This window comes from Diaphorobacter ruginosibacter, from assembly GCF_040396215.1.
GTDB lineage: Bacteria > Pseudomonadota > Gammaproteobacteria > Burkholderiales > Burkholderiaceae_C > Diaphorobacter_A > Diaphorobacter_A ruginosibacter_A.
On record NZ_JBEBOW010000001.1, the window covers coordinates 1 to 13,778 of the forward strand.

General features: G+C 63.6%; 12 protein-coding genes. 10 read left to right on the top strand and 2 right to left on the bottom strand.

Translation table 11 applies throughout. From position 1 onward, the window contains the following. The first annotated feature begins 186 nt into the window (after nucleotides 1–186). The 3 genes from ABWP92_RS00005 to ABWP92_RS00015 all read left to right on the top strand — a co-directional run bounded on the left by ABWP92_RS00005 (nucleotide 187) and on the right by ABWP92_RS00015 (nucleotide 3,529). The gene (locus ABWP92_RS00005) at nucleotides 187–855 is read left to right on the top strand and encodes a GntR family transcriptional regulator (RefSeq protein ID WP_353233281.1); all 669 of its coding nucleotides are present in this window, start codon (nucleotides 187–189) and stop codon (nucleotides 853–855) included. Continuing rightward, complete coding sequence (locus ABWP92_RS00010; protein ID WP_353233282.1) at nucleotides 852–2,312, top strand: malonyl-CoA decarboxylase; 1,461 nt, start codon at nucleotides 852–854, stop codon at nucleotides 2,310–2,312. Before ABWP92_RS00005 ends, ABWP92_RS00010 begins: the two co-directional genes overlap by 4 nt. 209 nt (nucleotides 2,313–2,521) lie before the next feature. Further along, on the top strand, nucleotides 2,522–3,529 hold the full coding sequence (locus tag ABWP92_RS00015) for a Bug family tripartite tricarboxylate transporter substrate binding protein (protein WP_353233369.1): 1,008 nt from the start codon (nucleotides 2,522–2,524) through the stop codon (nucleotides 3,527–3,529). Between the two features lie 69 nt (nucleotides 3,530–3,598). On the opposite strand, the gene ABWP92_RS00020 is transcribed toward ABWP92_RS00015, so the two are convergent. Next, on the bottom strand, nucleotides 3,599–4,282 hold the full coding sequence (locus ABWP92_RS00020; RefSeq protein WP_353233370.1) for a GntR family transcriptional regulator: 684 nt from the start codon (nucleotides 4,280–4,282) through the stop codon (nucleotides 3,599–3,601). A gap of 87 nt (nucleotides 4,283–4,369) precedes the next feature. Here ABWP92_RS00020 and ABWP92_RS00025 point away from each other — a divergent pair, with 87 nt between their 5' ends. The 4 genes from ABWP92_RS00025 (at nucleotide 4,370) to ABWP92_RS00040 (ending at nucleotide 8,934) form a co-directional block, all read left to right on the top strand. Then, nucleotides 4,370–5,119 carry an enoyl-CoA hydratase/isomerase family protein gene (locus tag ABWP92_RS00025; protein WP_353233283.1) on the top strand — a complete coding sequence of 250 codons (750 nt, stop codon included), beginning with the start codon at nucleotides 4,370–4,372 and terminating at the stop codon, nucleotides 5,117–5,119. Between the two features lie 44 nt (nucleotides 5,120–5,163). Continuing rightward, nucleotides 5,164–6,141, top strand: a complete 978-nt coding sequence (locus tag ABWP92_RS00030) for a Bug family tripartite tricarboxylate transporter substrate binding protein (protein WP_353233284.1) — start codon at nucleotides 5,164–5,166, stop codon at nucleotides 6,139–6,141. An 11-nt stretch (nucleotides 6,142–6,152) separates the two neighbouring features. Continuing rightward, complete coding sequence (locus ABWP92_RS00035; protein WP_353233285.1) at nucleotides 6,153–7,307, top strand: CaiB/BaiF CoA transferase family protein; 1,155 nt, start codon at nucleotides 6,153–6,155, stop codon at nucleotides 7,305–7,307. Between the two features lie 73 nt (nucleotides 7,308–7,380). Further along, on the top strand, nucleotides 7,381–8,934 hold the full coding sequence (locus tag ABWP92_RS00040) for a malonate--CoA ligase (RefSeq protein WP_353233286.1): 1,554 nt from the start codon (nucleotides 7,381–7,383) through the stop codon (nucleotides 8,932–8,934). A 97-nt stretch (nucleotides 8,935–9,031) separates the two neighbouring features. On the opposite strand, the gene ABWP92_RS00045 is transcribed toward ABWP92_RS00040, so the two are convergent. Further along, nucleotides 9,032–9,475: a universal stress protein gene (locus tag ABWP92_RS00045; protein ID WP_353233287.1), complete on the bottom strand. Its 444-nt coding sequence runs from the start codon at nucleotides 9,473–9,475 to the stop codon at nucleotides 9,032–9,034. 170 nt (nucleotides 9,476–9,645) lie between these two features. Here ABWP92_RS00045 and ABWP92_RS00050 point away from each other — a divergent pair, with 170 nt between their 5' ends. The 3 genes from ABWP92_RS00050 to ccoN all read left to right on the top strand — a co-directional run bounded on the left by ABWP92_RS00050 (nucleotide 9,646) and on the right by ccoN (nucleotide 13,763). After that, nucleotides 9,646–12,120 (top strand): heavy metal translocating P-type ATPase, encoded by a 2,475-nt coding sequence (locus tag ABWP92_RS00050; RefSeq protein WP_353233288.1) that lies wholly within the window; start codon nucleotides 9,646–9,648, stop codon nucleotides 12,118–12,120. Further along, a complete protein-coding gene (ccoS, locus tag ABWP92_RS00055) occupies nucleotides 12,120–12,257 on the top strand; it encodes a cbb3-type cytochrome oxidase assembly protein CcoS (RefSeq protein ID WP_353233289.1) in 138 nt (45 codons plus the stop codon). Before ABWP92_RS00050 ends, ccoS begins: the two co-directional genes overlap by 1 nt. A gap of 63 nt (nucleotides 12,258–12,320) precedes the next feature. Continuing rightward, the gene (ccoN, locus tag ABWP92_RS00060) at nucleotides 12,321–13,763 is read left to right on the top strand and encodes a cytochrome-c oxidase, cbb3-type subunit I (RefSeq protein ID WP_353233290.1); all 1,443 of its coding nucleotides are present in this window, start codon (nucleotides 12,321–12,323) and stop codon (nucleotides 13,761–13,763) included. Nucleotides 13,764–13,778: the final 15 nt, after the last annotated feature.

Consider the following 13,778-nt stretch of genomic DNA (forward strand, 5'->3'; position numbering starts at 1 on the left):
GAATCTGTTGCACTTGGTAGTAACCCCGGACGAATTTATCGTTTTATTCGCTCATAATTATGAGAAATTACGAATCTTGCTGCAGATGGCTGATCTTTGGTGGCTGATGGCGTCCATTGGCGGCAGGATGCGGCTGGATTTGTCCCGATTCGATAGGGTGTCCGTCCATCAATCTCTGGAACTGCCATGCGGGCCATTGTCAACTCCATGCACGATCAGGTCGCGCAAAGACTGCGGGAGTTGATCTTTGACGGAACGTTTGCGCCGGGCAGTTTCCTGGATGAGTTGAAGCTGTGCGAGCGGCTTGCGATTTCGCGTACGCCCCTGCGCGAGGCATTGAAGGTGCTGGTGGCCGAAGGGCTGGCACGGCACGAACCGCGGCGCGGCTGCTTCGTGGCGCAGATCACCGAGCGCGACGTGGACGACATCTTTCCCATCATTGAACTGCTCGAGGGCCGGGCTGCCTTCGAGGCGACGCTCAAGGCGCGGCCGGCCGATATCCAGGCGCTGGAATTGCTGCACGAGCGCCTGGCGCACCATGCGGGGGCCGGCGACATCAACGAGTACTACGCGGTGAACCTGACCATACACGAGGCCTTCATCACGCTGGCGGACAACCGCTGGCTCGCTCAGAGCATTGGCGATCTGCGCAAGATACTGAGGCTTGCCCGGCTGCAGCAACTGCATGCGCCGGGGCGACTCCAGCAAAGCCTGGCCGAGCATCTGGCTGTTTTTGCCGCGCTGAAATCGCGTGATGCGCAGGCGGCGGAGCAGGCCATGCGCCATCATCTTTTCGCGCAGCGCGAGGCGCTGCGCGAACTCGAGTTTCTTCATTCTTCCCGGATTGCACCATGAATACCGCCACCACCTGGTTGACCCGCAACGTTGCCCGCCTGATGGGGGGCGACTCCAGGAGCGCCGACGCGGCCGTGGGCAGCGATGGTGCCGCCAGGGACGCCGCGCCGCGTTCCACGCATGAGCGGCTCGAAGCCACGCTGCGCCGCAATGGCGAGGCCCTCTCGCCGCGTGTGCTCAGGCGTTTGCTGACCGATCTCCAGCAGGTCATCGCGCCGCGTGTGAGCGAGGTGGAGGGTGGCCGCCGCGCCGCGGCCATCGCCCAGTGGTATGCCGGGGCGTCCGAGGCGGAGCGCCATGATCTGTGGCTGCTCATGTGCGAGCAGTTCACTCCCGATGCCGCCCGCGTGAAGAATGCGCAGCAGAAATACGAGGCCGCCATGGGCACTCCGGATGCGCCCCAGGCGGAGGCGGCGCTGCGCCGGGTGCTGACCTCGCCGCGCACCCGCCTGCTGCAACGCTTCGCCGCATTCGCGCAGGGTATGCGCTTTCTGGTGGATCTGCGCGCGGAATTCTTGCCGCACTTGAAGACCGACAAGCGCCTGATGCCGCTGGAGGCGGAGCTCGAGCAGCTTTTCGCCACCTGGTTCGATGTGGCGTTTCTCGATCTTCGCCGCCTGTCATGGGATTCGCCCGCGTCGCTGATCGAGAAGCTCATCAAGTACGAGGCGGTGCATGACATCCGCAGTTGGGCGGATCTGAAGAACCGCCTCGACAGTGACCGCCGCTGCTACGGCTTTTTCCATCCGAGCCTGCCCGGCGAGCCGCTGATCTTCGTGGAGGTGGCGCTGGTCACCGAGATATCCGCGTCGATCACGCCGCTGCTCGACGAGTCCGCCGCGCCGTCCGATCTGAGCAAGGCGACCACGGCGATCTTCTACTCCATCAGCAACACGCAGACAGGGCTGCGCGGCGTGAGCTTCGGCGACTCGCTGATCAAGCATGTGGTGGAGACGCTGAACGAAGAGTTCCCCCGCCTCAAGCGGTTTGCAACGCTGTCGCCGATTCCGGGATTCCGCTCGTGGCTCGGCAAGCATTGCGCGCGGCAGTTGGAACTGCTGGACGAAAAGCGCCTGGCCGAACTGGGCCGGGCCGTGGGCGCCGAGCCGCCGCAGGCTGCCCAGGTGATGGCTACGGCCGAGTCCCTGGCGCGGGAGCCCGAGGACGCCAAGTCGCCCGTGCGCCAGTTCATCATGGAATGCGCCGCGCGCTATCTGGCGCGCGAGATGGTGGATGACAAGCCCGTGGACCCGGTGGCGCGCTTTCACCTGGGTAATGGGGCGCGGGTGGAGCGCCTGAACTGGGCGGGCGATCCGTCGTCCAAGGGTCTCAAGCAGTCTTTCGGAATGATGGTGAACTACCTGTATGACCTCAAGCGGATCGACAAGCATCGCGCGATGCTGGGCGACGGACGCATACCGGCATCGAGCGATATCGATGCGCTGTGCCGCGACTGAGGCCAAATAGTTGATTAATTGATTGACTGGCCTGCCGGCTGGCGCGGGCGCGGCCTGCATGCCAACGGCGAAAGCGATGAGCCACCGGCGGTCAGGCCGGTGGAGCACGGCCCCGTGGATATCCAAAGGAGGTTGATCCAGATGTGATGTATTGAAGTCCTCGATTCCTTTATTCGTCCTCAAAAAATACTCAGGAGACATGCATGACGATGAACAAGATGGCCGTGCAGCGGCGCGATGTATTGCGCGCCGCGGGTGCGGCGGGATTGATGTGGGCGGGCGCGAGCCGCGGTTTCGCGGCGGATGCCGGCGTGGCCGCCTGGCCCGGCAAGCCGGTGACGGTGATCGTGCCTTTTCCGGCTGGCGGCGGAACCGATGCATTCGCCCGCCCGCTGGCGGCGCAGTTTTCCAAGGCGACAGGCAAGACGCTGGTGATCGATAACCGTGGCGGCGCGGGCGGCACCGTGGGAGCGAGCATTGCCGCGAAGCAGCCGCACGACGGCCATTTCCTGTTCATGGGCGCGGTGCACCATGCGATTGCCCCGTCGATGTATCCCAAGCTGGACTATGACATCGAGAAGGATTTCGTGCCGCTCGCATTGCTGGCGAACGTTCCGCAGGTGGTGGTGGTCAATCCGCGCAAGGTGGGCGCCAGGGACTTCAGGCAGTTCCTCGATATGGTGAAGGCCAGGCCCGGCAGCTACAACTACGCGTCCGCGGGCTCCGGCACCTCGCATCATCTGGCGGGCGAGCTGTTCAAGATCCAGACCAACACCTTCATCACGCATATTCCCTACCGGGGCGCTGGGCCGGCGCTGCAGGATCTGATCGCGGGCAACGTGGACATGATGTTCGACGGGCTGGGCTCGTCCGCCGCGCACATCAAGGCCGGGCGTATCAAGCCGATGATGGTTTCGGGCGCCAGGCGCAATCCGGCGCTGCCGGACGTGCCTTGCGCCGCCGAGGTGGGGTTGCCCGACTACACCGTTTCCACATGGTATGGGCTGTGGGCTCCCAAGGGCATATCCCCGGAGCTGGCCGCGCGCATCGCCGATGAGTTCAGCAAGCTGGAGCAGTCCGAGGAGATCAGGGCCGTCTGGGCCAGCAATGGCGCGGAATTCGGCAGGCTTTCACCGCCGGATTTCGCAAAAATGGTGAGCGGCGAGGTCAGCCGCTGGGCCGAGGTGGTGAAGCTCTCGGGGGCGAAGCTGGAGTGAGATCCGCCGAGGAGGCCGGAGCGGGCATCGCTGAATACTTCCGGCTGGATTCAACGATGCAGCCTTGTGCTACCGCCCTGGCGCCTTGCGCTTTTTTCTGCGCGGCTGAATGATTTGCGGCGCGGGCGCTGTCAGCACCATGTCTGCCAGCGCTCTTCCCCCTGCTGAAATATGGTTGCGCATGGCTTCGGCCGCGCGTTCGCTGTCGCCATCCAGAATGGCCTGGACGACGGCTTCGTGTTCAGCCTGTGATTTCAGCAGGCGCTCGGGCTTTTCGAACATCTTGCCCCGATAGGGCGCCACGCGCAGGCGGGCTTCGCGGGTCTGTTCTACGATATAGGCATTTCCGCTGGATTGATATATCAAATCATGCAAACCGGCATTCGCCTTTTCATACTCCACGGAGTCGGCGTTGGCGGCATGCCGTCCGGTCTGCTGCAAAGCGGCGAGCAGCAGGCCCTTCTGCTCGCCGTTGATGCGGTGGGCGGCCAGGCGTGCGACCACGCCTTCGAGTTCGGCCAGACCCTCCATCATTGCAATGAGTTCGCGCGTATCCAGTTGCCGGACATAGATGCCGGCGCGTGGAAGAATACTGATCATGCCCTTGGCCGACAGCAGCAGGAGCGCTTCCCGCACGGGCGTGCGCGATGCCTGGAAGCGCTCGCACAATGCATGCTCGTCGATGGATGAACCGGGTTGCAGAGCGCCGCTCCTGAGGTCCTGCTCCAGAGCCAGGCGGATCCGGTCCTGCATGCTGGGCAGACCTAGGGATTTCTCTGTATGTGCAGTATGCTGGCTCATTTTCTATAATTGATATATCTAATTTAATTAATGATACACATGACTCCCGAATTGCAAGTGCAGAATCATGTCGCCACCATCAGCCTGAGACGCCCGGAGGTGGCCAATCGCCTGGCTCCAGAGGATCTTCCTGTGCTCATCGCGCATGTGCAGGCAGTCAACCAGATGGATGATGTCCGTGTTCTGGTGATTCGCAGCGAAGGCAAATACTTTTGCAGTGGATATGATATATCAGAGGTAAAGAACAGTCAGACGCAAGGCAGCAGTTTTGGCGAGATGGTCGATGCCATCGAGCAGTGTCGGGCGGTGACGATCGCCGTGATCCACGGCGGCGTGTACGGCGGCGCGACGGATCTGGCCCTGGCCTGCGACTTTCGCATTGGCGCGACGCCCGCCGAGATGTTCATGCCGGCCGCGCGCCTGGGGCTGCATTTCTATCAGGCGGGCCTGGAACGCTATGTGTCCCGCCTGGGGCTGGATACCGCCAAGCGGCTTTTCCTGACGTGCGAGCGCCTGGACAGCGCCGAGATGAAGTCCTGCGGATTCCTCACGCACCTAGTGGAGCCGCAGGCGCTGCCGGGGGCGGTGAGTGCGCTGACGGACACCCTCGGCGCGATGGCCCCGCTACCCCTGTTCGGCATGAAAAAGCACCTGAACCTGATCGCCCGTGGGCTTCACGACGGCGAGGCCATCGCGCGCGACGTTTTCCAGACCGTGCATTCGGACGACCTGAAGGAGGGCGGCGCAGCCTGGCGCGAAAAGCGCAAGCCCGTCTTCAAGGGGCGCTGAACTTTCATCCACAAAAAAACCATTCTGAAAACCGGAGACAAACCATGAAGTTGAAGAAAGCCTTGCTGGCAGGCGTTGCCGCCTTGGCCTGCACCGCCGCGCTGGCCCAGAATTACCCGAACCGGGCGATCACCCTGATCGTCGGTTTTCCACCCGGCGGCGGCGCGGATGCGGTGGCGCGCATCGTCAGCGAGAAGCTGGGGCGTGTGCTCAACCAATCCATCGTCGTGGACAACCGGCCTGGCGCCGGCACGACGATCGCGTCGGACATGGTGGCTCGCGCGGCCGCCGACGGCTACACGCTGCTGCTGGGCAGCGCCAATCTTTATGGTTCCGATCAGCTGCTCTACAAGAGCGCCCGCTACGACGGGGTCAAGAGCTTCACTCCGGTGGCGCGTTGGGCCAAGTCGCCCATGCTGCTTGCGGTGAAGAAGGATTTTCCTGAAAAGAGCGTCAAGGGCCTGATCGAGCTGGCGCGCAAGGAGCCGGGCAGGCTGACCTACTCGTCCTCCGGCACCGGCGTGGTGACGCATCTGGCGGGCGCTTCGTTCGCGCATGCCGCGGGCGTGAATATGTTGCACGTGCCGTTCAAGGGGGGCGCGCCCTCGATCCAGGCGGTCGGGGCGGGGGATGTGGATATGACGTTCGGCACGCCTCCGTCGGTGCTGCCGATGGCGCAGGGCGGCAAGCTGCGCCTGGTTGCGGTGACGACGGCCGAGCGCTCGCCGCTCTTTCCCGATCTGCCGAGCATGAAGGAATCGGGTATCGATGACTACGACTTCAGCATCTGGTTCGGGCTGTATGGGCCGGCCAACTTGCCCGCGGACGTCACGAAGAAGCTGTTTGAGGCCAGCGCCCAGGTGCTCAACGACCCCGAAGTGAAGGCCAGGCTGGAGAAGCAGGGTAACGTGGCGTGGCCGATCGCGTCGCCTGCGGAATTTTCCAGTTGGGCGGTAGAGGACGGCAGGCAGTACAAGGCCATCACCGAGCGTTCGGGTGCGGCCGCAGGTGCGGACAAGTGAAGGAGCAGGCAATGAACGGCGAGCTTCCGCTGTCGGGCGTGACGGTGGTCGATCTCACGCGTGTGCTGGCCGGGCCGATGTGCACGCAGACCCTGGGCGACCTGGGCGCGCGCGTCATCAAGGTGGAGCAGCCTGGGGCGGGGGATGATTCGCGCGCCATCGGGCCGTTCGTGGATGGCGCGTCGGCGTACTTCCTGTCGGTGAACCGGAACAAGGAATCGATCGCGCTGGATCTCAAGGCGCCGGGCGAGCGGGACATCTTCGAGAGCCTTCTGTCGAAGGCCGATGTGCTCGTGGAGAACTACCGCCCGGGCACCATGGAAAAGCTGGGCTACGGCTGGGACGAGCTGCATGCGCGTTTTCCCCGGCTCATCATGGTCTCCATTTCGGGCTTCGGGCAAACCGGTCCGTACCGCGAGAAGCCCGCCTACGACATGGTGGTGCAGGCGATGAGCGGCATGATGAGCGTGACCGGCAGCGCCGATTCGGGGCCGTGCCGTGTCGGCGTGTCCATCGGCGACCTGGGAGCGGGCCTGTATGCCGTGATCGGCACGCAATCGGCTCTGCTGCGCCGGGCGCGAACGGGCAGGGGCGAGCGTGTGGACGTGTCCATGCTGGATTGCCAGGTCGCGCTGCTGGAAAACCCGATCGCGCGCCTGAGCGCCACGGGCAGTGTTCCGGGGCCCATCGGGTCGCGGCATCCGTCGATGGCGCCGTTCGATGTCTATGCGGCCCAGGACGGCTGGTTCGTGATCGCGGTGGGCCGCGATGCCTTGTTCAAGCGCCTGTGCGCCTTGCTGCAGTTGCCGGAACTGGCGCAGGACCCGCGCTTTGCGACCAATGCGGATCGCTGCCGGCACCAGGCCGAACTCAAGGGGTTGCTTGAAGACAGGCTGCGCCTGCAGCCGCGCGCGCACTGGCTGCGCATTTTCTCGGACAACGGCGTGCCGACGGGTGAATATCATTCCGTGGCCGAGGTGGTGGAGCACCCGCAGATCGCGGCGCGCGGGATGGTCGCCAGCGTGCGCACTCCCGGCGGCGGTGATTTGCGCGTGGCGGCCAATCCGCTGCTGGCGGGCGCCGCGCAACCCGTGGTTCGGCGTAATCCCCCGGTGCTCGATGGAGACCGGGAACGCATACTCCATGATTTCGTGAATGCTTCATGAAAGAAAATCGCACGGGGCGGGCGATGCCAGTGAAGCTCGCGCACGTGCCGACCCATCCAACGAGACCTTGACCATGTCCAACGAAAACCTGTTTTCCGCGCTGCGCGCGGCATTCCCTGAGCAACTCGACGATATCGCCATCGAGGCAGCCTCGCCGCGCGGCGAGGCGCTGCACTACACCTGGCGCGACATCGACCGCGCAAGCGCGCGCATCGCCAACATGCTGGCTTCGCTGAACCTGCCCGAAGGCAGCCGGGTGGCTGTGCAGGTCGAGAAGTCGGTGGAGGCCATGCTGCTGTACCTGGCCACACTGCGCGCGGGCTACGTGTTCCTGCCGCTGAATACCGCATACCAGAGCGCGGAGATCGAATACTTCATCGGCAATGCGGAGCCGGCCGTGGTGGTGTGCACGCCCGGGAATTTCGGATGGGTATCCAAGATCGCTTTCACGTCCGGCACGCAGCACGTCTTTACCCTGGGCGAGGACCGCGACGGCTCGCTGCTGGAGCGCGCGGCGCATTTTGGTGATGAGCACAAGGCGGCGCAAAGGCGGGCCGACGACCTCGCCGCGATCCTCTACACCAGCGGAACCACGGGCCGCAGCAAGGGCGCGATGCTGTCGCATGGCAATCTGCTGTCCAACGCAGCCATGCTCAAGGACTACTGGGGCTGGAAGAAGGGCGACGTGCTGATCCATGCACTGCCCATCTTCCATGTGCACGGCCTGTTCGTGGCGATCCACGGCGCGTTGATCAATGGCAGCAAGATGATCTGGATGTCCAGGTTCGATCCCAAGGCCGTGATTGCGGCCATGCCGCGCGCGACGGTGTTCATGGGCGTGCCGACGCTTTATGTGCGCATGCTGGCCGAACCGTCGCTCACCAGGGAGCAGGCGAGGAACATGCGCCTGTTCATCGCGGGCTCGGCGCCGCTGCTCATCGAGACGTTCAGGGAGTGGCAGGACCGCACGGGCTCCACCATTCTGGAGCGCTATGGAATGAGTGAAACCATCATGCTCACGTCCAACCCCTATTCGGCCGACGAACGCTACGGCAACCAGGACGAGCGCCGTGGCGGCACGGTCGGCTTCCCCCTGCCGGAGGTCGGCCTGCGCGTGGTGGACGATGCGGGCAAGGAACTGCCGACCGGCGAAATCGGCAATATCCAGGTCAGGGGGCCGAACGTCTTCAAGGGCTATTGGCGCATGCCCGAAAAGACCCGGGAGGAGTTCAGCTCCGACGGCTGGTTCAAGACGGGCGACGTGGGCGAGGTGGACGAGCGCGGCTACGTCAGCATCGTGGGCAGAAGCAAGGACCTGATCATCAGCGGCGGCTACAACGTCTATCCGGCGGAGATCGAGGGCTATGTCAACGAAATGCCCGGCGTGGCCGAGAGCGCGTTGGTGGGCGTGCCGCATCCCGATTTCGGCGAGGTGGGCGTGGCGGTGGTGATTCCCAAACCCGGAGCAAGGGTGGACGGCGATGCCGTCATCGCCGGGCTCAAGTCACAGTTGGCGAATTTCAAGATTCCCAAGCGTTGTTTTGTGGCAACGGAACTTCCGCGCAACACCATGGGCAAGGTGCAGAAGAACCTGCTGCGCGATCAATACAAGGGCTTGTTCGCCTGACGGGGGCGCGGGCGCAATCGATTCGCTGCGCATCGAGATGGAAAAAAGCGGCCAGGCTGAAAACCTGGCCGCTTTTTTTACGTGGCTTTGCTATCTATCAGCGCAGAACCAGCACCGGGATTTCCGAGTGCGTGAGCACGTGCTGCGTTTCGCTTCCCAGCAGCACGCGCTTGATCCCCTTGCGGCCATGGGAGGCCATCACGATCAGGTCGCAGTTGTTCTTGGTTGCCGTGGCGATGATGGACTCCGCGATCAACTCGGACTTGGCAACGACGCATTTCACGGAAACGCCTTGATCCGAGCCCTGTTGCTTGACGGTGTTCAGTTCCTTCAGGGCGGATTCGGACCAGCGTTGCTCCACCTGCTTGACTTCATCGCGATTGAGCGGCGCGCTGCCTTCAAAGTAGCTGCGCGGATAGCGCGGCACCACCTTGAGCGCGACGATCGATGCGCCGCAAAGCGCGGCAAGACTCAAACCTGATGCGACCGCCTTGTCGGAAAGGGGGGAGCCGTCGGTCGCAACCAGAATACGCTTGTACATATGAATCTCCTCTAGTGAATTCAGCCCGTAGCCATTTGAGCCTGATTAAAAGAATATACGCAAATGAATGTTCTGTAACCGATTTTTGTTTCAAGCATAGTGGCGTGCGGGATTCGTTCTCTTGATTCACGTCAACTTGCTATAGTGATTGAAGACTTATCTTTCGTTCCATGTCAATCAGCACATCCAGGAATCAGGCGATAGTCCAAGATTTTTCGTCTGCAGCCGAATCGGCAGGCGCGGGATCCGATGGAGATGCGCGCTCGACCTTGCTGGATGATCCCGATGAATGGGCCGCGTTCGGGCGGCCGCTGACGGGAGCGCAGGCCACGGGGGCACCCGCTTCGTCCGCATGGGAGTCCTTCATCGTACTCGACGGAATGCACTGCGCGGCCTGTGCCTTGTCCATTGAGGATGCGCTCAAGCAGGTTCGGGGCGTGCGGGACGTGGATGTGAGCGCGGCCACGCGGCGCGCGCGCGTCGTGTGGGACCCGGCGCAGGTGCTGCCGTCGCAATGGATGGCTGCCGTGGCCAAGGCGGGCTATCGCGCCCTGCCCGCCATGGATGCCCTGATGCGGGAGCAGCGGCAGCGTGAGAGCCGCCGCGCGCTCTGGCGCTGGCTGGTCGCGGGGTTCTGCATGATGCAGGTGATGATGTATGCATGGCCTGCCTACCAGGCCGTGCCGGGCGATCTCACGGCCGAGATGGAGCAATTGCTGCGCTGGGCCTCGTGGGTGATCTGCCTGCCGGTGATGTTCTTCGCATGCGGACCGTTCTTCTCCAGCGCGCTTCGGGACGTGCGCGAGCGGCGGGTGAGCATGGATCTTCCGGTGGCTCTCGGGATGCTGATCGCCTTTGTCGTCAGCACGCTGGGCACGTTCGAGCCCGACGGGCCGTTCGGGCGGGAGGTCTATTACGACTCGCTCACCATGTTCGTGTTCTTCCTGCTGTCGGGGCGGCTGCTTGAATTGCGGCTGCGCGACCGCACCGCCGGCGCCCTGGAGGCCGTGGCCAATCGCCTGCCCGATAGCGTGGAGCGCTGGGACGAGGCGGCGTCGGCGTTTGTCCGCGTCACCACCCGCCGCCTGCGCGTGGGCGATGTGGCGCGTGTGCTTCCCGGAGAGGCCTTCCCCGCGGATGGAACGATCACACGCGGCTTCACGCAGGCCGATGAAGCGCTCCTGACGGGGGAGTCCCGCCCGGTGGACAAGCCCGAGGGGGCGGCGGTGTCCGCGGGCAGCTACAACCTGCGCTCGGCGGTCGAAATGCGGGTGGAGCAGATCGGAGAAGCCACCCGCTTCGCGCAGGTGGTTACGCTGATGGAGAGCGCGTCGCTGCAGAAGCCGAGGCTGGCGCAGTTGGCCGACAGGATCGCCCGTCCCTTCCTGGTTGCTGTCATGCTCGCGGCGCTGGCGGCGGCGCTCTGGTGGTGGCCCAGCAGTCCGAGTCATGCCGCCATGGTGGCAGTGGCCGTGCTGATCGTGACCTGCCCCTGCGCGCTTTCGCTGGCAACGCCTGTTTCCATGCTGACGGCGGCGGGAACGCTGGCGCGCCACGGCGTGCTGGTGCGCAATCTTCAGGGGCTGGAGTCGCTGGCGCGCGTCGATACCGTGGTGTTCGACAAGACCGGCACGCTCACGCGCGACGGGTTGTCCGTCGTCGGATTGGAGGATGGCGCCGAAACCACCGCAGCCGGGGGCTGGAGCCGCGACACCTTGCTGGCGCTGGCGGGCTCACTGGCTGCGCGTTCGCTGCATCCCGTATCCAGGGCGGTCGTTGCATTCGCGGGCGGCGATGCCGCTGCCAGGCAAGACGCCGGGTGGGTGCTGGAATCCGTGCGCGAAGTCTCCGGCTCGGGCATGGAGGCTGTGCTGCGCCACGCCTATCTGCCGGGGCAGACATGGATCGCCAGGCTGGGGTCACCCCAATTTACGGCCTTGCCCGCACATGCCGACGGCCGGCAGGAGGTGCTGTTTTCCGTTCAAGGCCCGGCCGCGCCCATGGCGTGGCTGCGCTTTGAACTCTGTGAGGACGTGCGCGAGGAGTCCGGTGCCGTCGTCGATGAGCTCATGAAGGAGGGACTGCAGGTCGAACTGCTGTCGGGTGACAACTCCGACGTGGTGCGGCGCGTGGCAACGCAGACGCGTATCGGGCATGCCCATGGTGATTGCTCGCCCCAGGACAAGCTCGCCCGCCTGAAGACGCTGCAGTCGCAGGGGCGGCATGTGGCGATGGTGGGCGATGGCCTGAATGACGGCCCGGTGCTGGCAGGGGCGCATGTCTCGTTTGCCTTCGGGCGTTCGGTGCCGCTCACGCAGTCGCGCGCCGATTTTGTCGTCATGGGCGATCAGCTCGAACTCGTATGGCAGACGCTGCTGCTGGCGCGTCGCACCATGCGGGTGGTGCGCCAGAACCTGCTGTGGGCGGCGCTCTACAACGCGCTGTGCGTTCCCCTGGCGATTGCCGGCTACATGCCCGCCTGGCTTGCGGGACTCGGCATGGCGGCGAGTTCGTTGCTGGTCGTCCTGAACGCAGCCCGGCTGGCGCGCGATGGCGGGCTTGCATGTGTCAGCGCGCAGGTCCGTGCGTCCCATCAAACCCTGCCATCCCCCGCGATGGCCAACCTCACTACGGAGCCTGTCTGATGGACATCCTCTATTTACTCATTCCGCTGTCTGTTGCGCTTGTTCTGTTCGTGCTTGCCGGACTTTGGTGGGCTGTTTATCGCGGACAGTTCGAGAATGTAGATCAAGAAGCTGAACGGATTTTGAAGAATGATTGATGCTTATCAATGCCTTATAGAGAGTGGTGTTTCAAACTGATACGGCAATATAAGAGGTATCCGATGGAATCGCAAAAAGCAGGTGTTTCACACTACAACGATACTGTAGTGCGGCAGTTTTCTATCATGGCCGTCGTTTGGGGGGTGGTGGGCATGTTGGTGGGCGTCTTTATCGCCGCCCAGCTGACCTGGCCGGAACTCAATTTCGGCATTCCGTGGCTGAGCTATGGGCGCCTACGGCCCTTGCATACCAACGCGGTGATTTTCGCGTTTGGCGGATGCGGCTTGTTCGCCACCAGCTACTACGTGGTCCAGCGCACTTGCCAGACCCGTCTGTTCGGCGGCCCTCTGGCGGCCTTCACGTTCTGGGGCTGGCAACTGGTGATCCTGGCTGCCGCGATCTCGTTGCCGCTCGGCTATACATCCGGCAAGGAATATGCCGAGCTGGAATGGCCGATCGACATCCTGATCGCCCTGGTGTGGGTGGCCTATGCCATCGTGTTCTTTGGAACCATCGGCATGCGCAAGGTCAAGCACATCTATGTGGCCAACTGGTTCTTCGGGGCCTTCATCCTGGCGGTGGCGCTGCTGCACATCGTCAACAGCGCGGCCATTCCGGCGGGCTGGATGAAGAGCTACTCGGCATACGCCGGCGTGCAGGACGCCATGGTGCAGTGGTGGTACGGCCACAACGCCGTGGGCTTTTTCCTGACCACGGGCTTTCTGGGCATGATGTATTACTTCGTGCCCAAGCAGGCGGGCCGCCCGGTCTATAGCTACCGACTCTCCATCGTGCACTTCTGGGCGCTGATCTTCACATACATGTGGGCCGGCCCTCACCACCTGCACTACACCGCGCTGCCTGACTGGACCCAATCGGTCGGCATGGTGTTCTCGCTGATCCTCCTGGCTCCAAGCTGGGGCGGCATGATCAACGGCATGATGACGCTCTCCGGCGCATGGCACAAGCTGCGCGAAGACCCGGTGCTGCGCTTCCTGATCGTTTCCCTGTCGTTCTACGGCATGTCGACCTTCGAAGGTCCGATGATGTCCATCAAGACCGTGAATGCGCTGAGCCACTACACCGACTGGACCGTCGGCCACGTGCATGCGGGCGCCATCGGCTGGGTGGGGCTGATCACCATGGGTTCGCTGTACTACCTCGTGCCGCGCCTGTTCGGCCGTGGCGACAAGATGCACTCCACCAAGGCCATCGAACTGCACTTCTGGATGGCGACCATCGGCATCGTGCTGTACATCGCCGCGATGTGGATCGCCGGTGTGATGCAGGGCCTGATGTGGCGCGCAGTCAATCCCGACGGCACACTGACATACACCTTCGTGGAAAGCGTCAAGGCAACCTATCCGTTCTACGCGATTCGTCTGCTGGGTGGCCTGCTGTATCTGGGCGGCATGATCGTCATGGCCTGGAACGTCTGGATGACGGCTATTTCAGGCCGCTCCACCAACGTGAGCATTCCGGCAGTCAACACTGCGCGCGCCTGACCTGATAGTGGAGAA